This window comes from Bacillus sp. FSL K6-3149 (genome assembly GCF_038630515.1).
Classification (GTDB): Bacteria; Bacillota; Bacilli; order Bacillales; family Bacillaceae; genus Bacillus; species Bacillus pumilus.
On record NZ_CP152034.1, the window covers coordinates 2,417,107 to 2,440,143 of the forward strand.

Genomic DNA, 23,037 nt, shown 5'->3' on the forward strand with positions numbered 1-23,037 from the left:
CTTTTTTTTACGATAAAATATAGACTGTGTGTTTTTTTCACAAGACATGCACGTGAACGAATTTGAGAGGTTTGATATGAAAATGAAATTACAAGAACTGCTTACATACTTTAAAAGTGAAAACAACGAATTGATAAACGAAAATCCTGATATCACTTCCATTGAAATGGATTCAAGAGAGGTGAAAAAGGGAAGCCTTTTTGTCTGTATAAAAGGCTATACAGTAGATGGACACGATTATGCTGAAAAAGCGGTGAAAAGCGGGGCTGCTGCCATTGTAGCAGAACACCCTCTTAACATAACAGAGGTACCAGTCATTATTGTGAAACACTCTCAAAGAGCACTTGCAAGAATAGCTGATGCGTTTTATGAACAGCCCACTCATAAGCTGAATCTCATCGGGATCACAGGCACAAACGGAAAAACCTCAACAACACACATGATCGAACAAATGATGAGAAAAGCCGAGAAGAAAACAGGCTTAATCGGTACGATGTATATGAAGGTGAATGATGACATTCTCGACGTGAAAAACACCACACCTGAAAGTGTCACACTTCAAAAAACGTTTAAACAGATGCTTGATCAAGATGTAGACACAGCCATCATGGAAGTATCATCACATGCCCTCCATCTTGGCAGGGTGCATGGATGTGATTATGATATTGCTGTTTTCACAAATCTTACCCAGGACCATCTTGACTACCACAACACAATGGAAGAATATAAACATGCGAAAAGCTTGCTGTTTTCTCAGCTCGGAAGTGCCTTTCATCACAATAAACCGAAGCATGCGATTTTAAATGCAGATGATGAGGCTTCGAGTTATTTTGAAAAAGTCACAGCTGCTGAAGTCATGACGTATGCCCTAGAGCGAAAAGCAGATGTCATGGCAAAAAATATTCAAATCATGCCGAAGGGAACTCAATTTGATTTGGTCACTCCAATCGGCACCAAGAAAGTGACGGTTGCCCTCGTCGGAAAGTTCAATGTGTATAATATCCTCGCAGCTGTATCAGTTGGGATCGTATCTGGCTTAACATTTGAGACGATCGTGAGTGCGATTGAAGAGCTGGAAGGAGTCAAGGGCAGATTCGAGCTTGTAAACTGCGATCAAGACTTCCCTGTCATCGTCGATTACGCACATACACCTGATAGTTTAGAAAATGTCCTCACAACATGTAAAGAATTAACAGAGGGCAAAATTTTCTGCGTGATTGGCTGCGGCGGCGACCGTGATAAAACAAAGCGTCCTCAAATGGCTCAAATCGCTGTGAAATATGCAGATGAACCTGTATTTACATCAGACAACCCAAGAAGCGAAGATCCTTCAGCCATTTTAAAAGATATGGAAAACGGGGTACCAGACGCATATTATCATAGCTTTGTGAATCGAAAACAAGCGATCTTCTTTGCCATTGCCAATGCAAAAAAAGGCGATACAGTCTTAATAGCCGGTAAAGGCCATGAGACCTATCAAATTATTGACGATCAAGTCTATGACTTTGATGATGCAAAGGTTGCTATTGACGCTATTTTAGATCTAAACAAATCTTAAAATAATGAAAAGAGTGTAATGAAATGAAGCATTTTGTACAAAAACAACATACGAAGAACGCGAATGAATACCATAATAATGAATGCAATTTTCTGATGGAAAACGGCTTTGGAAATTCGGAAGGAGTAAAGAACGATGCTTGAACAGGTGATATTGTTTACTATCATAATGGGATTTTTAATCAGTGTTCTTTTATCCCCGATTTTTATACCGTTTTTAAGAAGACTAAAATTTGGTCAAAGTATTAGAGAAGAGGGCCCGCAGTCCCACCAAAAGAAATCTGGTACGCCGACAATGGGCGGCATCATGATTATCTTTTCTATCACTATTACAACAATTGTGATGATCAACAAATTTTCTGAGATTAGTCCAGAAATGTTTTTACTGTTATTTGTCACACTTGGTTACGGCCTATTAGGATTTTTAGATGATTATATTAAAGTAGCGATGAAACGAAATCTTGGATTAACATCGAAACAGAAATTAATCGGTCAAATTGTGATCGCTGTGATCTTTTATGCAGTTTTCCATTATTATCAGTTTGCAACGACGATTCGCATTCCAGGAACAGACGTCAGCTTTGATTTAGGATGGGCTTACTTTATCCTTGTTGTTTTCATGCTTGTCGGAGGTTCTAATGCCGTAAACTTAACAGATGGACTGGATGGCCTCTTATCTGGAACCGCTGCTATTGCTTTCGGAGCATTTGCTATACTGGCTTGGAATCAATCCCAGTATGATGTAGCGATCTTTTCAGTAGCTGTTGCAGGAGCCGTTCTTGGCTTCCTTGTGTTTAACGCACATCCTGCAAAAGTATTTATGGGTGATACAGGTTCTCTAGCATTAGGCGGAGCCATTGTAGCAATTGCGATTTTAACGAAGCTTGAAATTTTACTTGTCATTATTGGTGGAGTATTTGTTGTTGAGACGTTATCCGTTATTCTTCAAGTCATCTCCTTTAAAACAACCGGCAAAAGAATCTTTAAGATGAGTCCGCTTCATCACCACTATGAGTTAGTTGGCTGGTCAGAGTGGAGAGTAGTTGTCACCTTCTGGACAGCTGGTTTATTACTTGCTGTTTTAGGAATTTACATCGAGGTGTGGTTATAATTGAATAAGATGCAAATGTTAAAAAACGAACATGTACTAGTATTAGGTCTTGCTAAAAGCGGATATGCGGCAGCTTCAATTCTTCATGAACATGGAGTAAATGTGACGGTAAATGATCAAAAACCGTTTGAAGAAAATGAACCTGCTCAGCTACTTTCTGAAAAGGGGATTGATGTCATTTGTGGCAGTCATCCTCTTCGTATATTCGAAGATAAAGACATTACAATTTTAATTAAAAATCCAGGCATTCCATATGAAAATGTGATGGTTCAAGAAGCGCTTCGCCGCCAAATTCCAGTTTGGACGGAAATAGAATTAGCGTATCATTTAACCTCATCTCCTTTTATTGGGATTACTGGATCGAATGGAAAAACCACTACCACGACATTGATTTATGAAATGCTGAAACAAGACAGCAAAAAAACATTAGTGGCGGGTAATATTGGAACAGTTGCCAGTGAAGTCGCTGCAAATGCAGCTGGCGATGAGTGGATCGTAACAGAACTCTCTTCTTTTCAGTTAATGGGAACAGTTGAATTTAGACCTAAAATCAGCTTAATATTAAATATTTTTGATGCACATTTAGATTATCACCACACTCGTGATGAATATGAAAAAGCAAAGCAGAAAGTATTCGCACATCAACAGGAAGATGATATCGCTGTAATTAACCTAGATGATCCTTCCGTTGTAAAACTAGCAGAAGGTTCAAAAGCAAAAAAAGTGTTTTTCTCAGTGAAAGAGCCAGTAGAACATGGTGCGTTTATTCAACATGGTGCAATTTACTACATGAATGAACATATCATTGATGTAAAGGATGTTGTCCTTCCTGGTGAGCATAATCAAGAAAACATTCTGGCAGCTATTTGTGTTGTAAAAAATGCAGGCTGCTCAAATGAAGCGATCACACGCGTACTCACCACATTTGGTGGGGTGAAGCATCGTCTGCAATTTGTAGATACAATTCAGAGTCGGAAATTTTATAACGATAGCAAGGCGACCAATATACTGGCAACAACTAAAGCATTGTCAGCCTTCGAACAACCGACTATTTTATTAGCAGGTGGACTTGATCGAGGCAATGAATTTGATGAGTTGAAACCTTTTATGAAACATGTCAAAGGAATTATCACATTTGGTGAGACTGCACCTAAGTTTGTGAAGCTTGGTGAAGAGCTTGGAATACATCACGTAAAACATGTCGATAATGTTGAACAAGCAGTACCTGCGGCGTTTAACATATCTGAAGAAGAAGACGTGATTTTATTATCTCCGGCTTGTGCAAGCTGGGATCAACATAAAACATTTGAAGAACGTGGAGACATGTTTGTAAACGCCGTGCATATGCTTAAATAAGGGCTTGTCTCTCATATGACTGACAGCCCAAATGAAATTATGCTTGGGGTGTCGGTCTCTTGACGAATAAGAAAACTTCTCCGGATTTTTTGCTTGTTGTCATTACGTTACTTTTATTGACGATTGGTTTAATTATGGTGTACAGCGCTAGTGCAGTGTGGGCATCGTATAAATTTGATGATTCGTTTTATTTTGCAAAAAGACAGCTTTTGTTTGCCGGAATCGGAGTTATCGCAATGTTTTTCATTATGCGAGTCGATTATTGGACGTGGCGGACTTGGTCAAAGATATTGATTGCTGTTTGTTTTCTCCTTTTGCTGCTTGTACTTATTCCTGGTATCGGTATGGAGAGAAATGGATCAAGAAGCTGGATCGGTGTCGGTGCGTTTAGTATTCAGCCCTCTGAATTTATGAAGCTTGCGATGATTGCGTTTCTTGCAAAATTCTTATCTGAAAAGCAAAAAAATATCACATCCTTTCGAAAAGGTTTTGCCCCAGCTTTAGGCATTGTATTTTCTGCATTTGCCATCATCATGCTTCAACCGGATCTGGGAACAGGAACGGTGATGGTTGGAACCTGTATTATTATGATATTTGTTTCAGGTGCGAGAATTGCTCACTTTATATTTCTCGGTCTTATAGGGCTCAGCGGGTTTGCTGCACTTGTCTTATCAGCACCCTACCGAATAAAACGAATTACATCTTATTTAAATCCTTGGGAAGATCCACTAGGCAGTGGGTTTCAAATTATTCAGTCCTTATACGCTGTTGGTCCAGGTGGTCTGTTCGGAATGGGACTTGGTCAAAGTAGACAAAAATTCTTCTATTTACCTGAGCCCCAAACGGACTTCATCTTTGCGATATTGTCTGAAGAGCTTGGCTTTATAGGGGGATCACTCATTTTACTCCTCTTTAGTGTTCTATTATGGAGAGGCATACGAATAGCACTTGGAGCCCCAGACTTATATGGGAGTTTCCTAGCAGTTGGTATTATTTCAATGGTTGCCATTCAAGTAATGATTAACATCGCAGTTGTCACTGGACTTATTCCTGTGACAGGTATCACGCTCCCATTCCTTAGTTATGGCGGCTCATCATTGACATTAATGCTGATGGCGATTGGCGTACTTCTTAATGTCAGCAGGTACGCAAGATATTAGCGTGCTGAAGCTAATGAAACCATGTTGACGTTTATTTTGCAAAAGTATAAAAAAATGATTTGAAGAGTGAAAATGACAGTTTTTGTTTCGAAAACGTTTATTTTGACTCTTCTTTACAGGTTTTAATGGAGCCCTGTTGTTTAAAACAGGGTTTATACTTTGTTCAGAGCAGAAAAAAATTGAGGGGAAATGGTATAATGCGTATAGTAATCAGTGGAGGCGGAACAGGCGGACATATTTATCCGGCCTTAGCCTTTATTAAAGAAGTGAAAAGACTGCATCCTGATGTGGAATTTTTATATATCGGTACTGAAAATGGACTTGAAAAGAAAATTGTAGAAAGAGAAAATATCCCTTTCAAGGCAATAGAAATTTCAGGTTTTAAACGAAAGCTTTCCTTTGATAACGTCAAAACGGTGATGAGATTTTTAAAAGGCGTTCAAAAAAGCAAATCTTACTTAAAAGAATTCAAGCCTGATGCGGTTATTGGAACAGGCGGTTATGTGTGTGGGCCTGTTGTTTATGCGGCTTCTAAGCTGAAGATCCCGACCATTATACACGAACAAAACAGCCTGCCTGGTATTACAAATAAGTTCCTAGCGAGATATGTTAATAGGGTAGCCATATGCTTTGATGAGGCAAAGGCACATTTTCCTTCTGAAAAGGTTGTATTTACGGGAAACCCTAGAGCCTCTGAAGTCGTCTCTATAAAAGAGGGGAAATCTCTTAAAGAATTCGGGCTCGATGAAAAGAAAAAAACGGTTCTTATTTTCGGCGGGAGTCGAGGTGCTGCTCCTATCAATAGAGCAGTGATCGAAATGCAAGATGATTTAAAGGCTAAAAACTACCAGCTTTTATATATCACAGGTGAGGTTCATTATGAAAAAGTGTTGAATGAACTAAAGGAAAAAGGTGCAGCACCTAATATGATCACCAAACCTTTCTTGCATCAAATGCCAGAGTACCTGAAATCGATCGATGTGATTGTTGCAAGAGCAGGAGCTACAACAATTGCTGAAGTAACGGCTCTTGGAATCCCAACCATTTTTATTCCGAGCCCATACGTGACGGCAAATCATCAGGAAATCAATGCAAGATCACTTGAAAAACATGATGCTGCGATTGTTTTAAGAGAATCAGAGCTTTCAGGGGATCGTTTGCTGCATGCCATTGATGAAATTGCTGGTAATGAAGAAAAACTCAACCAAATGAGCCGTTTAACGAAAGAACTCGGAGTACCAGATGCGGCTACACGTTTATATAATGTGTTAAAAGAAATTACAACTACATGATGGAATGATATTAGGTAAGGCGGAGGGTAATATGGAGAACTTGAAGAATGAATTATTAGAAGCGCAAGTTGGTAAAGTACTTGAAAATGAGCCGCTTGCAAATCATACAACAATGAAAATAGGCGGACCAGCAGATCTTTTGATCATCCCAAAAGATATCGATGCAGTGAAAACGATCATGGATCATGTGAAAAAACACCATACGAATTGGACGATCATTGGAAGAGGATCTAATTTACTTGTCCTTGATAAGGGAATTCGAGGAGTTGTCCTAAAGTTAGGTGCTGGACTGGATCACCTAACTGTAAATGATGAAGAAATTACAGTAGGCGGCGGCTACTCTGTCGTAAGGCTCGCGACATCACTTAGTAAACAGGGGCTTTCAGGACTGGAATTCGCAGCTGGTATTCCGGGATCTATTGGAGGCGCTGTTTATATGAACGCAGGTGCACATGGATCTGATATCAGTAAGATTCTTGTGAAAGCCAGAATCTTATTTGAAGATGGAAGCATCGAGTGGCTCACAAATGAACAAATGAATTTTAGCTATCGAACGTCAGTCCTACAAAAGGAACGACCTGGCATTGTTCTAGAAGCTGTGTTTAAGCTCAAGCAGGATGACCGCGAAAAAATCACAAAGAAGATGCAGCAAAATAAAGATTATCGTAAAGAAACTCAGCCTTATAACCGGCCATGTGCTGGCAGTATTTTTCGAAATCCGCTGCCTGAATATGCAGGACAGCTTGTAGAAAAAGCGAATTTAAAAGGATACCAAATCGGCGGAGCTAGAATTTCTGATATGCACGGCAACTTTATTGTCAACGCTGGTGGAGCGACTGCTCAAGACGTGCTGGACTTAATTCAGTTCATCCAAAAGAAAATTAAAGAAGACTACAACGTAGAGATGCATACAGAAGTAGAAATTATCGGTGAAGAAAACTAACAGCTAGTTTTTATGAATGATGGCATCTGAGGAAAACAAACGGCATGAAAGAATGCCGTTTGTTTTCTCATCAAAATGATGACCCAAAGGTGTGGACAAGCAGCTTTGAATGAGGTGAAGAGTATATATGCGGCCTGATCATGAAAATGAAAAGATCGTCAATATAGAAGAGCGAATTCCTAAAATTAAAGAACAAAGGAAGCAAAAAGCGAATCGGAGACTGATCTCTTTTATACTACTGTTTTTTATCATGGTTTTAATTATTATTTATTTGCAGACACCTATCAGCAAAATTTCTTCTTTAACCATCACAGGTAACGAGCATGTCTCAACAAAACAGCTTGTTAAACTTTCACAAATTAAAGAAGGCGAAACAGAGTTTTGGAATTTAAATAAAGATTTAACAGCAGATCATTTGAAACAAAATAAATTGATTAAAAGTGTCAGTATCAAAAAGCATTTCCCAAATAAAGTGAGTATTGCTGTCAAAGAATATGCAAATATTGCGTATCTTCAAAAGGGAAATCTATATTATGAGCTTCTTGAAAATGGGACCGCTTTACCAGAAGAAGTGACACCGAGTCATGCAGGACCTATTTTTGTCGATTGGGACAATAAGGAGAAGCTGAGGCAAACTGTTAAATCTTTAAATCAACTGCCAGCCTCTATTCAGGAACTCATCTCAGAAATATATTATGTGCCGACCAATTCAAACAAGTGGCTAGTTAAATTTTATATGAATGACGGAAACACTGTGATTGCATCAATTAAAACATTCGGTGATAAAATGAAAACCTATCCAGCCATTGTAAAAGAACTTTCATCATCTGAAAAAGGCACAATCCATATGGAAGTCGCTACGTATTTCGAAGCGTTTAAATCTAAGAAAAAGGAAGATGAGCGTTGAGAGGCAAAACAGTTATATTCTCGATTGTCATGCTTGTTCTTGGTTTTCTGATTTCTTTTTCATACCAATATACAAAGCAGCATCAGGCAGATGTCATTCGAACAGAGCAATGGAAAAAAGAATACTCTCTGAAAAGTCAGCTCACAACGCAAGAAAAGGCGAATCAGAAACTCGAAAAAGAATTATATAGTCTTCAATCAAAGGTACAAGCAACGGAGTCCAATTTGAAAAATGAAAAAGAGCAATATTTTAATGTGCTGGAAGATGTTGAGAAATATAGAATGTTTACAGGAGAGATCGGTGTAAAAGGAAAAGGGGTAAAAGTGTCTCTTGAAGATGCATCTTATATCCCGAGTGGACAAAATGTTAATAATTACATTGTGCATGAGAGCCACATTTTTCATGTGATAAACGAACTATTTATATCAGGGGCTTCTGCTGTATCTATTAATGGGCAAAGAATCACACACCAATCATACATACATTGTAACGGTCCAGTTGTCACAGTAGATGGTGTTCAGCATCCAGCACCATTTGTCATATCTGCTATTGGTGATCCAGCTGTGTTAATACCTGCTTTAAATATTGCAGGGGGAGTGGTCGATCAGCTGACAAGTGATCACATTTCAATGACGATCGAGAAAACAGATATTCGTATGAACCCTCTTTTAAGAAACAAAGATTAAAAGTGAAAAGGTGAGTGGTGTTGAGGAAAAAGAAGCCTTTACTTAGTTTAACAGCTTTAATGATCATATTTGGCATCATGATCTCCATCCAATTTAATTCCTTACAAAAGCCCAAAGTTCGTGATACTCGTGATGTGTGGGAACTGAGAGAGGATTTATCTGCATCTAAAAGTAAGGAATTGGATTTGCTCAAAGAAATTGATAAATACGACGAGATGCTAAAAAAATATGGTCATCAAGGAGACCGATCAAAAGAAGCACAATTAACAAAAACATTAAAGGATTTAAAAGAAAAGGCTGGTTTTACAGAAGTGGAAGGGGAGGGGATTGAAATTGAAATATCTCAGCTTTTTTCCAAGGACCTTACCGGAGAAGAAGTGAAAAATATCCCACCTGATCTTCTGAAAAAGTTAATGAATGAAGCCAATATGTTTGGGGCAAAACATATTTCCATCAATGATCGCCGTGTCATTAATACAAGTGTCATTCGAGATATTAATGGCACGACAAAAATGGATGGCTACAGCCTAGATAGTGATGAAGTCACAATTAAAATAATTAGTGAGCAGGCTGACAAATTATACAGCCGTTTAAATGTATCAGATATTGGTGATTTGTTTGCTCAGGAAAACTTCAGCTTGAGTATGAGCCAGCCGAAGAAAAAAATCCACTTAAAAGCATATGACGGTGCAATTCAAGTAAACGAATTGAAGCCTCTTGACGATGTAAAGGAGGGAAAATCTTAATGTGGCTTCCTGTACTTGGCTTAATCATAGGAGTTGCGATCGGTTTCTTAACTAATTTTACGATACCGAATGAGTATTCTAATTATCTTTCCCTCGCTGTACTTGCTGCGCTTGATACATTGATTGGTGGAATCCGGGCACATCTGCAAGGGGCATACGATGAACTAGTGTTTGTATCAGGCTTCTTCTTTAATATTATACTGGCAATAAGTTTAGCTTTTCTGGGCGTCCATCTTGGTGTAGACTTGTACTTAGTCGGAATGTTTGCATTCGGCGTTAGATTGTTTCAAAATATAGCAGTTATTAGAAGAATTCTCCTAACAAAATGGACAATTTCTAGAGAAAAAAAGAAAAAAAGTGAGTCATAAAAAAGGATATACATATGATGTAACGAATATTTTCAGTAATCCTAATAAAAAATGTTGATTTTTTAAGTTTTGTTACACACTTGTAAAAACACATTCATTGTATTGTTGTTCAGCAAATAATAGAATAGAAAGTATTGATATGTGAGGAGGTGCCATAGAATGAACAACAATGAAATTTACGTCAGCCTTGACATCGGTACATCCAATATAAAAGTCATCGTCGGAGAAATGGCGGATGATTCGCTTAACATTATAGGTGTTGGAAATGTCCCTTCAGAGGGGTTAAAAAAAGGATCGATTGTTGATATAGATGAGACAGTTCATTCTATTAGACAAGCATTTGAACAGGCTGAGAGAATGGTAGGTTTTCCTTTACAAAAGGCGATTGTCGGAATTAACGGAAACCACATTCATATTCAGAATACGAGCGGCGTAGTCGCAGTATCTAGTGAAAACAAAGAAATACATGCTGAAGATGTGAGACGTGTCTTAGATGCTGCACAAGTAGTATCTATTCCTCAAGAACATCTCGTCGTAGACGTGATTCCGAGACAATTTATCGTCGACGGAAGAGATGAGATCACAGATCCGAAAAAAATGCTTGGTGTTCGGCTAGAGGTGGAAGGATCGTTAATTACAGGTTCTAAAACGATTCTACATAACTGGCTCCGATGTGTAGAAAGAGCTGGAATTGAAATACTGGATATATGCTTGCAGCCACTCGCATCGGGCTCGGCAGCATTATCGAAAGATGAAAAAAATCTTGGGGTAGCTCTTGTCGATATTGGCGGCGGATCTACAACGATTTCCGTATTTGAAAACGGGCATCTCTATTCTACTCACAGTATCCCTTTGGGCGGAGAGAACATAACAAAAGATTTGTCTATAGGACTTAGAACTTCCACTGAAGAAGCTGAACGAATCAAAAAACAATTTGGGCATGCGTTTTATGATGAGGCATCGACTGAGGAGACATTTGAAGTTTCTGTGATCGGTACTGATCAAAAACAAACGTATACACAAATTGATGCGGCTAACATTATTGAAGCGCGGCTGGAAGAAATCCTGCTCTTTGTGGCAGAGGAATTAAGAAATATGGGTGTCCATGATTTGCCTGGTGGATTCGTTCTAACAGGTGGACAGGCAGCCATTCCAGGTATCCTTTCTCTTGCACAAACAGTCTTGCAAAACAATGTCAGGATTGCAAGTCCGAATTATATCGGGGTGAGAGAGCCTCAATATATGACAGGAGTGGGTCTGATCCACTTTGCTTATCGCAATGCAAAGATTCAGGGCAGACAAGTTGGATTCCAAATGCCAGATGAGGCGTTTCATGAAGTAGGCGCATCCATGGAGCCGGTTTCTTCTGCACCACAAGTGAAAGAAGCGCAGCCAAGACCGAAAGTAAAACAAAAAGCACAACAAGCACAACAAGAGACAAATAAAAAACCGGGCAAAATGAAAAAACTATTTAATATGTTCTGGGAATAGAATTAGATTTTCGACGGATTAGGAGGATTCAGCATGTTGGAGTTTGAAACAAATATAGACGGCCTAGCATCAATTAAAGTAATCGGAGTAGGTGGCGGCGGGAATAACGCTGTCAACCGAATGATTGAAAATGACGTACAAGGTGTCGATTTTATTGCAGTCAATACTGATGCACAGGCGTTAAATCTATCAAAAGCAGAAACTAAAATGCAAATCGGTGCTAAGCTGACAAGAGGGCTTGGAGCAGGTGCGAATCCTGAAGTCGGTAAAAAAGCTGCTGAGGAAAGCAAAGAGCAGATTGAAGAAGTATTAAAAGGCGCAGACATGGTCTTCGTTACAGCTGGTATGGGCGGTGGAACTGGTACGGGTGCTGCACCTGTCATTGCAAAAATCGCAAAAGATTCTGGTGCATTGACAGTTGGAGTTGTGACTCGTCCTTTCACATTTGAAGGAAGAAAGCGTCAGCTTCAAGCAGTTGAAGGAATTGCTTCTATGAAAGAAGCCGTTGACACATTAATCGTGATTCCAAACGATCGCTTGCTTGAAATTGTTGATAAAAACACGCCAATGCTGGAAGCATTCCGCGCGGCAGATAACGTGCTTAGACAAGGTGTTCAAGGGATTTCAGATTTAATTGCAACACCAGGTCTGATTAACCTTGACTTTGCTGACGTGAAAACCATCATGTCCAATAAAGGTTCAGCGCTTATGGGTATTGGTGTCGCAACAGGTGAAAACCGTGCTGCGGAAGCCGCGAAGAAAGCCATTTCCTCACCACTTCTAGAAACAGCAATCGATGGTGCTCAAGGTGTCATCATGAACATTACGGGTGGAACGAACCTGAGTCTTTATGAAGTGCAAGAAGCCGCGGATATTGTGGCTTCTGCATCTGACGAAGATGTAAACATGATTTTCGGGTCTGTCATCAATGATAACTTGAAGGATGAAATTGTGGTGACTGTGATCGCTACTGGATTTATTGAGCAAGAACCAGAAGTGACAAAATCACAAAGAAACCCATTAGGACAAGGATTAAAGCAAAATCAATCCATCCCTCAAAAACGTGAAGTAAAACGTGAGGAACATCAACAGCCATCATCTCAGCCAAGACAAAATACACAATCAAGTGATGATACGCTAGACATTCCAACGTTCTTACGCAACCGCAATAAACGCTAATCGAGTATAGGTTAACCCCTTCCATTGGAAGGGGTTTTTTTATGTCTCAACTTATAAGGGTTTCTAATCAAAAAGTCATAAATACGTGAAAGCTACTTCAATTTCCATATGTAATTTGACTTATGGTATTTAAGAAAAAAGAATCATTTTTACTTCCTCTTACAAAAAACGACAAAATGATGAACTTTATTTGACTACATTAAATAGAACACCATGAATCTTGTCATGAACAACAGAAGGAAAGGAGTGGGACCTATACTCTGTTTGGACATTTGAGGAGGAGGGATTTGATTGAAATTGAAGTTTCGCAAGACCGCCGGCTATCGTTTGATGAGTCTTTTGGTGATTGGTACTTTAACGATGACAAGCTTTGGGACGGTTCAAGCAACATCGACTTCTACCTCATATCAGGAGGAAGCTGTCTCCTCTAAGACTACAAAAGCAAAGATCTCATCTAGATTAATGAAGCAGTTTCAGCAGGATGATCAGGTGACTTTTTTAATCAAAATGAAAGAGCAAACAAATACGCAAAATGTGGCGAAGGAAGCGGTGATCAAAGCCAAAAAACAGAAATTAACAGCGGCTAAAACGCAATACACAAAAAGATCAGCTGTCGTATCCGAATTAAGAGCAACGTCTGAAAAGACGCAGGAAGCGCTCCTTACGTATTTACAAAAGGAACAAAAGAAAAAGCAAGTGAAGGAGATTCATTCGTACTATATTGTGAATGGTTTAGCGGTGACTGGAACGAAAGAAGTCATGGAAAAGGTGGCTGCCTTCCCAGAAGTAGATCAAGTGTTGCCAAATGAAACCCGTCAAATTCACCGGCCGGTTGATTTGAAGACGAAGCAGAAAAAACAAATGAAAGCAGTAGGTGGAGTCGAGTGGAACATTTCTCAAGTTCATGCTCCAGAAGCGTGGGCTTTAGGTTATGACGGTACTGGTACAGTTGTGGCAAGTATTGATACAGGAGTGGAATGGGATCATCCTGCTTTAAAGGAAAAATACCGCGGATTTGATCCAGCACATCCGAATGAACCAACTCATGAATTCAATTGGTACGATGCTACGACAGGATCTGAAGCGCCATATGATGATTTAGAGCATGGTACACATGTAACGGGAACGATGGTTGGCTCTGAGCCAGATGGAAAGAATCAAATCGGTGTCGCACCGGGCGCAAAATGGATTGCGGTGAAAGCTTTCTCAGAAGATGGTGGGACAGATGCTGATCTGCTTGACGCAGGTGAGTGGATTTTAGCACCAAAAGATGAGGCCGGCAACCCGCATCCAGAAAAGGCACCAGATGTTGTCAATAATTCTTGGGGAGGTGGACCTGGCCTAGATGATTGGTATAAAGATGTCGTCAATACTTGGAGAGCGGCGGACATCTTCCCAGAGTTTTCAGCTGGCAATACCGATTTATTCAACCCTGGTGGTGAAGGATCTATTGCGAATCCTGCGAACTATCAAGAGGTCTTTGCAACGGGTGCTACGGATCAAGATAACAAATTGGGGTCTTTCTCGCTGCAAGGTCCGTCTCCATATGGTGGCATGAAACCAGACATTGCCGCCCCAGGGGTAAACATTCGTTCATCCATTCCTGGGAAAGGGTATGAGGATGGCTGGAATGGGACGTCGATGGCTGGTCCGCATGTTTCAGCTGTTGTGGCTCTTCTTCGCCAAGCACAGTCAGATCTTTCTGTTGAAGAGATTGAACAAATTCTGATTGATACAGCGAAGCCGTTAACTGATCAGCAATTCCCGGAATCCCCAAACAATGGCTATGGGGCAGGTTTAGTTGATGCAAGAGAGGCGATTACGGCATTAACAGATGGAATTGGCATGATTGAAGGACAGGTGACAAACGAAGATGTTCATTTAGATGATATGAAAATAACAGATCAAGCCTTGACTCAAAAAGATAAGGCGGTACACCCACATAAGAAGCCTGCGAACATAAAAGAATTGAAAAAGGAAAAAAATCTAGCTGGTCCGTCCATCAAAGCTCTTCCAATGAAAGCGGAAATTAGTGTTCTTGAAAGCGGCAAGTCAACGTACACAGATGAAGCGACAGGGAGATATCAGCTTCCTCACAGTGCAGGAAAATTCACAGTGAAAGCGGAAGCTTACGGATTTGAATCACGCACACAAACCGTCCATATTTCTTCAAATAAAACGGCAGAGGCGAATTTCGCCTTACAGCCACTAAAGAAACGAACGATATCTGGCACAATTGCCAACGAAACAACGGGTGAAAAGATAAAGGATGCCACGGTTTATCTTGTAGAGGATGCGAAAATTAAGCCGGTGAAAACAAATGAATCTGGCGAATTTTCTCTAGAGGCATTGAGCGGTGTCTATACCGTCAAAGTATTTGCCAAAGGATTTAAAGGATATTCTTTTACAGCAGATGTGACAGAAAAGCCAGTTGGAAAAAACATTCAGCTAGAGCCATTCATCGGCTTTGCTGGGGAAATTGGCTACGATGATGGAACAGCTGAAAATGCGAGAGCCTTCTATGATCCTGGCAATGGCTGGGCTGTGAAGTTTTCATTAGAAAAGGGGAAGAAACAAGCGCAACTCACAGGAGGGCTTTTCCGTTTCTGGTCATCAGAGTGGCCAGCTCCTGGAGGGAATGAATTTGCAGTTGAAGTGTATGACGCTTCTGGGAAGAACGGAGCTCCAGGGGAGAAAATGGCAGGACCTCTAAAAGCAAAAGCGCTGCGTAATGGGGAATGGACAAAAGTAGATTTAGAAGATCAAGCCATTACGGTGGATGGAGATTTCTATCTTGTCTATATTCAAACGAAAAAGAATACGGAATCTCCAGGGCTTGCAACTGATGAAGATGGACCAAATGCTGAAAGAAGCTGGCAGCTGACAAGCGGTGCATTTTCTCCTTCTCCAAAAGAAGAGGGAAATTATATGATTCGTGCGCTTGTTGACTATGAAGCAGATGTGCCAGAGATTACATCTCCAAAGGCAGGCGTCATTACGAACAAAGATGAACTGGAGATTGAAGGCAAAGCCTCTCCTGGGCTTGATGTAGCGATCTATCAAAACGACGAAGAGATTGCCAAAGTGAAAGCAGATCAGTCAGGCGCCTTCAAAGAAAAGGTCACAGTTTCAAGTGGAGAGCATGTATTCACGGCTGCAACTGTTACGGATAAAGGTGCAACAAAACGATCTACACCAGTAAAGGTAATCATTGATCAAACAGCGCCAGCGCTCACTATCGATACACCGAAAAAAGGGGAAAAGACGAATAAAGAATCGCTCACTGTAGAAGGAAAGGTGACAGATGATCATCTTGATCAAGTCACCGTAAATGGAAAAAAGGCAACCATAAAAGAAGGGAAGTATTCCGTAAGAATACTGCTTGAGAACGGGAAAAATATGATCAAAGTCACAGCGAAAGATGCAGCAGGAAACAAAACAACTAAAAAAATCAAGATCGATGTCCAATACGAGGCACCTGAGATTTCTAAGCTGACTCCAGCAGAGAATGTCCATCTGGCATCAGGGGAGTCTGTTAAAATTTCATTTCACAGCAGAGAAAAGCTAGACGCAACGTTTGTCATTCACATGCCGCTGACAAACGCGAGATCAAAGCTTCAAAATACCACAGAGCTGCCGCTTCGCGAAGTATCGAGCGGAACGTATGAAGGCTACTGGACTGCTACTTCTACCGCTAAAGCAAAAGGTGCGGTCATTGAAGTAATTGTGCGAGATGATTATGGAAATGTCACAAGACAAAAAGCTTCAGGTACATTAAACATCAATGAAAAGTAACTTAAACAAAAGACACGACTTCTTGGAGCGTGTCTTTTTTCTTTCAACAATTGTTTGAAGGCTTGTCCAGAAGAATACTCTCTCTCATTCCTCGACAAAAACAATAACAATCCACCAAAAGTTCTCTATCATCCCCAACAAGAATTGACAGACTTCCATCTCATGACTGTTTTATACTGGTACAAACAAGTGCAAGTACTGCTTTTGATTCTTTGTTTCAGATGAAAGGAGCAGAAGGTGGTCATTTATTTAGATGTGATTTGGCTGTTAAACTTTTGTTTTGATCTATTGCTTCTCTTACTCACTGCATTTATTCTCAAACGACAAGTGAAAAAAAGACGATATATGTTAGGAGCTCTCATTGGATCGAGCATTGTTCTCTTGCTCTTTACACCATTTGCAATGGTTGTGTCACACCCTTTAGGCAAACTACTTTTTTCTGTCTTCATTGTTCTTGCAACCTTTGGTTTTCAAAGATTTCGTTCCTTTTTTCAAAATCTGTTTGCTTTTTACTTTGTAACATTTTTGATGGGAGGAGGCATGATCGGGGTTCATTCATTTTTGCAAACCAATACAGTGATTCAAGATGGCCTGCTGATTTCTCAAAATGATGGCTTTGGTGATCCGATTAGCTGGCTTTTTGTTTTAACTGGGTTTCCTGCGATTTGGCTGTTTTCAAAGAAAAGATTAGGCGAGGTGGGTACGAAAAAAAGACAGGTTGATGAACAAGTGCTTGTGGAAATACACATTCATGGAGAGACCATCCGTTTAAAGGGACTCGTCGATTCTGGCAACCAGCTGTATGATCCTATGACAAAAACACCTGTCATGATCGTCCAGGCCGACCAGCTAACGGCCATTTGCGGAGAGTCATTTATAGAGCTCATGAAACAGTCTCATCCTGTTGAAGTCATGCAAAAGATCGATGATCAATTTCCTCTTCTTGATCGATTAAGACTTGTTCCATATCGAGCGGTCGGTCATGATCACGGCTTTCTACTATGCCTAAAACCAGATACAGTCTTCATTTATTCAAAGACGCATATGATTCAGCCTGCTAAGTGTTTTGTTGGGTTGAGTCTCAGCGGTTTATCGGCAGATCAGGAATTTCAATCCATCATTCATCCAGATATGTTAGACGGGAAAATCATCCAGGGGGTGTCGTAGTTTTTGGTGATGTCTTTTATCTTACGAGGTCAACTTGACATTTAGAAGGGAGAAGAAGATGAAAAAATTAAAATTTAAACTCACTTACTACTGGTATAAACTCCTCATGAAGCTAGGTCTAAAGAGTGATGAAATTTATTATATTGGTGGAAGTGAAGCGCTCCCGCCTCCATTATCAAAGGATGAAGAGCAGGAGCTGCTTGTCAAATTACCAAAGGGAGATCAAACCGCAAGAGCGATTCTGATTGAAAGAAATTTGCGTTTAGTCGTTTACATCGCAAGAAAATTTGAAAACACAGGTATTAATATTGAGGATTTAATCAGTATCGGAACCATTGGTCTGATCAAAGCAGTCAATACATTTAACCCAGAAAAAAAGATCAAGCTTGCAACATATGCTTCGAGATGTATTGAAAATGAGATTTTGATGTACTTACGTCGAAATAATAAAATCCGGTCAGAAGTTTCGTTTGATGAGCCGCTCAACATTGATTGGGACGGAAATGAACTGCTTTTATCAGACGTACTTGGAACAGATGATGATATTATCACACGCGATATTGAAGCAAATGTGGATAAAAAATTGCTGAAAAAAGCGCTCGAACAATTAAATGACCGCGAAAAGCAGATCATGGAACTAAGATTTGGCTTAATTGGTGGTGAGGAAAAAACCCAAAAAGATGTCGCTGACATGCTTGGGATTTCACAGTCTTATATTTCGAGGCTTGAAAAAAGAATTATTAAACGATTACAAAAAGAATTTAATAAAATGGTCTAAAAATTTTTTTAAAAAAGCTCTGTCCCTGCACTGTCAAAGGAAACAACCTTTTTTTTCATGATTCTCGTCATCGCTCGTGCATATTTTTCCATCCCAAGGAGATACTGAACTTTGTACAACAGCTCCTGTAGGGAGGGAAAAAAGTGTCCAGAAATAAAGTGGAAATCTGCGGAGTCGACACCTCCAAGCTGCCTGTTCTGAAAAACGACGAGATGAGAAAATTGTTCAGACAGCTGCAAGATGAGGGTGACGATACAGCAAGAGAAAAGCTAGTCAATGGCAATTTACGGTTGGTTTTAAGTGTGATTCAGCGTTTTAACAACAGAGGCGAATATGTCGACGATCTCTTCCAAGTAGGCTGTATCGGATTAATGAAATCAATTGATAATTTTGATTTAAGCCACAATGTCAGATTTTCAACTTATGCGGTTCCTATGATCATAGGAGAAATCCGTCGATACTTGCGTGATAACAACCCGATTCGGGTGTCTCGCTCGCTAAGAGATATTGCCTATAAGGCACTTCAGGTCCGTGAGAGGCTGATTAGTGAGACAAGCAAGGAGCCAACAGCAGAAGACATTGCCAAAGTGCTGGAAGTGCCTCATGAGGAAATTGTCTTTGCCCTAGATGCAATTCAAGATCCTGTATCTTTGTTTGAACCGATCTATAATGACGGAGGAGATCCGATTTATGTGATGGATCAAATTAGTGATGAACGGAACAAAGACACACAATGGGTGGAAGAATTGGCCTTAAAAGAGGGCATGCGTAGGTTGAACGACAGGGAAAAAATGATTCTTCGCAAACGCTTCTTCCAGGGAAAAACGCAAATGGAAGTTGCCGAAGAGATCGGGATTTCTCAGGCACAAGTCTCTAGGCTTGAAAAAGCAGCCATCAAACAAATGAATAAAAACATCTTTTAAAGCCGCCGCTTCATGTGCGGCTTTTTTCATTCTTATGAGAGAACACTCCTCTAGTATTGACTCTGTTATTTTTTTCATTTAATCTGTTTTTAACAAATGTTATTTTAGATAGCATTTGTTAGGGAACACTTAAGCGGAAAGAAGGGTTATTATGACATTCCATGATGAAAGAAGGCTGCTCATTAAGGTTGCGCATATGTATTATGAAGAAGGCGCCACTCAATCTAACATCGCAGAAGCGGTTGGGGTTAGCCGTTCGCTCATATCGAAATATTTGGCAAAAGCACGTGAAGCAGGAATCGTGGAAATCATTATTCATGATGAAGTCAACCAACAGTATGGATCGTTAGAAAGAAAAATAGAACGTAAATATGGGCTCCGAGAAGTCGTCTGTGTGGAAACACTCAGCAAAGACACAACCAAAAGCCGAATCGGTGCCGCGGCGGCAAGCTTTTTATTAAAAGTGATGAAGGATGGACAAGTTATTGGGTTTTCCTCTGGGACAACGCTGCATGAGATGGCGAAAGCGATTACGTCTGTTCAGCACTATCCATCCGTGACATTTGTTCCGCTTGTCGGAGGTGTGGGAAATGAAGATGTCGATATCCACGCCAACTATATTATTGCGAGATGCACAGAGGCGCTCAAATCTAAATGTGAGTTTTTACATGTACCTGTCATGCTTGATACGAAAGAAGCGAAAGATGTACTGATCCGGCAGCCGTCAATCAAAAAAGTGATTGAACTAGGAGAATCATCAAATATCGCGGTTGTCGGAATTGGTGGTGTTCCGCAGCATTCAACGATGGTGAAATCTTATATGACAAGCGGTGAAGAGGACATCCTTCAAGCAAAGGATGTAGCAGGTGACATTTGCTATAACTTTATTGATCATCAAGGGGAAGTATATCCCCACCCATGGAACGACCGGGTGATGGGCATAAGCCCCCAAAAGCTAAAAGAAATTCCACTTGTCATAGGTGTCGCTGGTGGCGAAGAAAAAATTGAAGCAATTCGGGCGGCATTAGCAGGTGGATTAATTCATGTATTAATTACCGATGAACGAACTGGAGATGCCTTATTAAAGTAACTACCTAATATCATTAGGTAGTTTTTTTGAGTCTTTAGACTCAAAAAGATTGAAAATTTTATCGATTTTAGCTTGACACAAAGTTGACACATCATATAAACTAAGTTCATAACAAATGATAAACAAAATAACAAATGTTACAATAAACGGATTTTTGTTAATTTTTATAACATTTGTTAAAAGTTTCAGATTATATTTCTAGCAATCTATTGAGAAGCAAGAAAACCTGAAAGGATGATTTAGATGTCAATCTATCAACAATTGTTAGCTCGAGAACGCAGTGGAGATCCAATCAAAGTAGGGATTATTGGAGCAGGCCAAATGGGCTTTGGACTCATTTCACAAATTTCTAAAATTCCAGGCATGATTGTTGCTGGTGTTTGTGATATTCACCTTAGTGCAGCAGAGAAGGCAGCGAATTTTTACAAGCAGCATGCAAAGCCGCATCAAATGGTTGTCACAAATGATTACAGAGAAGTGATTCAATCAGATTCCGTAGAAGTTGTCGTAGATGCAACAGGTGTCCCAGAGGTCGGAGCAAACATTTCTTTGGAAGCGCTTAATTCAAAAAAACATCTCGTTCTTTTAAATGTAGAAGTTGATATTACCATCGGGTTGGTCATGCATAAGTTATTCACAAATGCAGGACTTGTTTACTCAGGATCAGCTGGAGACGAACCAGCAGCAACACTAGAATTATATGAATTTGCGAAAACAATGGGTCTTGAGGTACTCGTTGCTGGGAAAGGAAAGAACAACCCATTCTTCCCAGAAGCAAATCCAGATACGTGTCAAGCAGAAGCAGATAGTAAACATATGAGTTCACATATGCTGGCTGCATTCCAGGACGGAACAAAAACAATGGCGGAAATGAACTTATTAAGTAACGCGACAGGGCTTCTGCCAGATAAAGTCGGTATGCACGGAGTCGAAGCGAATTTAGAAAATGTAGCAGATAAATTGAATCAAAAACAGCAAGGCGGCGTGCTTGATAACTTCGGAGTCGTTGAATATGTAAATGGACTTGCACCAGGTGTATTTGTCATCGTGAAGAGTGACCTTGAGCCAGTAGATGAAGAGCTGCGCTACTTAAAAGTTGGAAAAGGCCCACACTACACACTTTACCGTCCTTTCCACTTAGCGAGTCTTGAAACACCTGTTACCATCGCAAAAGCGGTCTTACAGCATGATTCATCCATTCACCCAATTGGTGTACCAGTATCAGAAACAGTCGCTGTGGCAAAAAGAGATATTAAAGCTGGAGAATCACTTGACGGGATTGGCGGATACTCTGTAAGAGGGGTTCTTGAAACACATCAAGACATGAAAACGAACGGCCACATTCCAATTGGTTTAATTAGCGGAAAAGTCGTAGCGAAAAAAGACATCAAATTAGGACAATTCCTGACTCATGATGATGTAGAGCTTGATTCAAACACAACGGTCTGGAAGCTGCGATCATTACAAGATCATTTATTTCAATCATAAGGACGTGAAGCTGTGGAAAAATTAGCGATCGTACTTTGTATCATTCTCATTGTGCAGTACGGGTTATCTTTTATTCAAATCAAGTACTACCGCAAGAGCATGGATTCACTTATTGATGATTACAGAGGGAAGCAGGGCTATCACTTATTTTCAGGAATGGAGCGGCGCAAAGTTGGCCCTGGAGCCATTGCGCTCATCATTGTAGATGAATCGTATATCATTCAAAAATGCCATGTGCTTGGCGGTGTGTCGATCTTATCTAAATTTAAAGAAGTCCCTTCATATGAAGGAAAGCATGTAGGGGCTGTGTTAGACGAGCACCATATGATGAAGCAGACGTTGAAAAAACGCAAAAAGGGGCCAGCTGTCATGCACGCACTTTCCATGGCGGCTGAACAGGCACTTGTCTCGATTTCGAAAAAAAATATAACAAATGTGAACTAAAGAAAGGGGAGATGAAACATGGAATGGATTCAATGGTTTGGAGAGCACTTTATCGGAATGTTTGAAGCCGGCGGAAAGCAATTCATGGGTCTTGTTACAGGTATCGTTCCAACGCTTGTTGTGTTACTTACTTTCACTTATGCTGTCATGAAGTTTATTGGAGAAGAGCGAGTGAATAGAGCGATTCAGTTTGCTGCGAAATATACCATTTTGCGCTACACGTTAATGCCGATCTTATCCGTTCTTATTTTGACAAACCCGATGGCTTATACGTTTGGCCGCTTCTTACCCGAAAAACAAAAACCAGCATTCTATGATTCAGCTGTTTCATTTGTTCATCCGGTGACATCACTGTTTCCGTATGCCAACGCAGGAGAACTGTTTGTCTACTTAGGGATTGCGAACGGTATTAAAGAAGCAGGATACTCAATGTCAGAGCTTGCTGTTCGGTACTTCTTAGTCGGGATCGTCGTCATTTTACTTCGCGGTATTATTACTGAATGGATTACAAAATACTTAGCAGGAAAAATGAAAGCGAATTCACAATAGGGGAGGG

The 23,037-nt window shown here is 40.2% G+C and carries 20 protein-coding genes; all 20 read left to right on the forward strand.

What is annotated here, in order from left to right; genetic code table 11:
• Positions 1-82: 82 nt before the first annotated feature.
• The 20 genes from MHB83_RS12235 (at position 83) to MHB83_RS12330 (ending at position 23,030) form a co-directional block, all read left to right on the forward strand.
• Positions 83-1,558 (forward strand): UDP-N-acetylmuramoyl-L-alanyl-D-glutamate--2,6-diaminopimelate ligase, encoded by a 1,476-nt coding sequence (locus tag MHB83_RS12235; RefSeq protein ID WP_050945101.1) that lies wholly within the window; start codon positions 83-85, stop codon positions 1,556-1,558.
• 135 nt (positions 1,559-1,693) lie between these two features.
• Entirely contained in the window at positions 1,694-2,668 is a 975-nt protein-coding gene (gene mraY / locus MHB83_RS12240; protein WP_003211854.1) for a phospho-N-acetylmuramoyl-pentapeptide-transferase, read from the forward strand.
• Positions 2,669-4,024, forward strand: a complete 1,356-nt coding sequence (gene murD / locus MHB83_RS12245) for a UDP-N-acetylmuramoyl-L-alanine--D-glutamate ligase (RefSeq protein ID WP_253622636.1) — start codon at positions 2,669-2,671, stop codon at positions 4,022-4,024. It abuts the gene before it with no gap.
• Positions 4,025-4,083: 59 nt separating this feature from the next.
• Positions 4,084-5,184 carry a stage V sporulation protein E gene (spoVE, locus tag MHB83_RS12250; protein WP_003212197.1) on the forward strand — a complete coding sequence of 367 codons (1,101 nt, stop codon included), beginning with the start codon at positions 4,084-4,086 and terminating at the stop codon, positions 5,182-5,184.
• 197 nt (positions 5,185-5,381) lie between these two features.
• Positions 5,382-6,476 carry an undecaprenyldiphospho-muramoylpentapeptide beta-N-acetylglucosaminyltransferase gene (gene murG / locus MHB83_RS12255; protein WP_003212323.1) on the forward strand — a complete coding sequence of 365 codons (1,095 nt, stop codon included), beginning with the start codon at positions 5,382-5,384 and terminating at the stop codon, positions 6,474-6,476.
• Between the two features lie 31 nt (positions 6,477-6,507).
• Entirely contained in the window at positions 6,508-7,419 is a 912-nt protein-coding gene (murB, locus tag MHB83_RS12260) for a UDP-N-acetylmuramate dehydrogenase (RefSeq protein ID WP_342496363.1), read from the forward strand.
• 127 nt (positions 7,420-7,546) lie between these two features.
• Positions 7,547-8,326 carry a cell division protein FtsQ/DivIB gene (locus tag MHB83_RS12265; protein ID WP_342496364.1) on the forward strand — a complete coding sequence of 260 codons (780 nt, stop codon included), beginning with the start codon at positions 7,547-7,549 and terminating at the stop codon, positions 8,324-8,326.
• Positions 8,323-9,012, forward strand: coding sequence for a DUF881 domain-containing protein (locus MHB83_RS12270; protein WP_003211621.1), 690 nt, complete (start codon positions 8,323-8,325; stop codon positions 9,010-9,012). Before MHB83_RS12265 ends, MHB83_RS12270 begins: the two co-directional genes overlap by 4 nt.
• Before the next feature lie 20 nt (positions 9,013-9,032).
• A complete protein-coding gene (locus MHB83_RS12275) occupies positions 9,033-9,758 on the forward strand; it encodes a DUF881 domain-containing protein (RefSeq protein WP_342496365.1) in 726 nt (241 codons plus the stop codon).
• A complete protein-coding gene (locus tag MHB83_RS12280) occupies positions 9,758-10,126 on the forward strand; it encodes a small basic family protein (protein WP_003210988.1) in 369 nt (122 codons plus the stop codon). The genes MHB83_RS12275 and MHB83_RS12280 overlap by 1 nt, the downstream gene beginning before the upstream one ends.
• A 159-nt stretch (positions 10,127-10,285) precedes the next feature.
• On the forward strand, positions 10,286-11,617 hold the full coding sequence (ftsA, locus tag MHB83_RS12285) for a cell division protein FtsA (protein ID WP_003210781.1): 1,332 nt from the start codon (positions 10,286-10,288) through the stop codon (positions 11,615-11,617).
• A 33-nt stretch (positions 11,618-11,650) separates the two neighbouring features.
• Positions 11,651-12,796, forward strand: coding sequence for a cell division protein FtsZ (gene ftsZ, locus MHB83_RS12290; protein ID WP_003211613.1), 1,146 nt, complete (start codon positions 11,651-11,653; stop codon positions 12,794-12,796).
• A gap of 291 nt (positions 12,797-13,087) precedes the next feature.
• Complete coding sequence (locus tag MHB83_RS12295; protein ID WP_342496366.1) at positions 13,088-16,591, forward strand: S8 family serine peptidase; 3,504 nt, start codon at positions 13,088-13,090, stop codon at positions 16,589-16,591.
• Between the two features lie 237 nt (positions 16,592-16,828).
• Positions 16,829-17,758 carry a sigma-E processing peptidase SpoIIGA gene (gene spoIIGA / locus MHB83_RS12300; RefSeq protein WP_050945094.1) on the forward strand — a complete coding sequence of 310 codons (930 nt, stop codon included), beginning with the start codon at positions 16,829-16,831 and terminating at the stop codon, positions 17,756-17,758.
• A gap of 58 nt (positions 17,759-17,816) precedes the next feature.
• Complete coding sequence (sigE, locus tag MHB83_RS12305; RefSeq protein ID WP_003211142.1) at positions 17,817-18,536, forward strand: RNA polymerase sporulation sigma factor SigE; 720 nt, start codon at positions 17,817-17,819, stop codon at positions 18,534-18,536.
• A 143-nt stretch (positions 18,537-18,679) separates the two neighbouring features.
• Positions 18,680-19,459: an RNA polymerase sporulation sigma factor SigG gene (sigG, locus tag MHB83_RS12310; RefSeq protein ID WP_003211879.1), complete on the forward strand. Its 780-nt coding sequence runs from the start codon at positions 18,680-18,682 to the stop codon at positions 19,457-19,459.
• Between the two features lie 151 nt (positions 19,460-19,610).
• Positions 19,611-20,549, forward strand: a complete 939-nt coding sequence (locus MHB83_RS12315; RefSeq protein ID WP_342496367.1) for a sugar-binding transcriptional regulator — start codon at positions 19,611-19,613, stop codon at positions 20,547-20,549.
• A gap of 243 nt (positions 20,550-20,792) precedes the next feature.
• A complete protein-coding gene (locus MHB83_RS12320) occupies positions 20,793-22,037 on the forward strand; it encodes an SAF domain-containing protein (RefSeq protein ID WP_003212501.1) in 1,245 nt (414 codons plus the stop codon).
• A 12-nt stretch (positions 22,038-22,049) separates the two neighbouring features.
• On the forward strand, positions 22,050-22,481 hold the full coding sequence (locus MHB83_RS12325; RefSeq protein ID WP_003212289.1) for a transcriptional regulator GutM: 432 nt from the start codon (positions 22,050-22,052) through the stop codon (positions 22,479-22,481).
• 18 nt (positions 22,482-22,499) lie between these two features.
• On the forward strand, positions 22,500-23,030 hold the full coding sequence (locus MHB83_RS12330) for a PTS glucitol/sorbitol transporter subunit IIC (RefSeq protein WP_003210918.1): 531 nt from the start codon (positions 22,500-22,502) through the stop codon (positions 23,028-23,030).
• Positions 23,031-23,037: the final 7 nt, after the last annotated feature.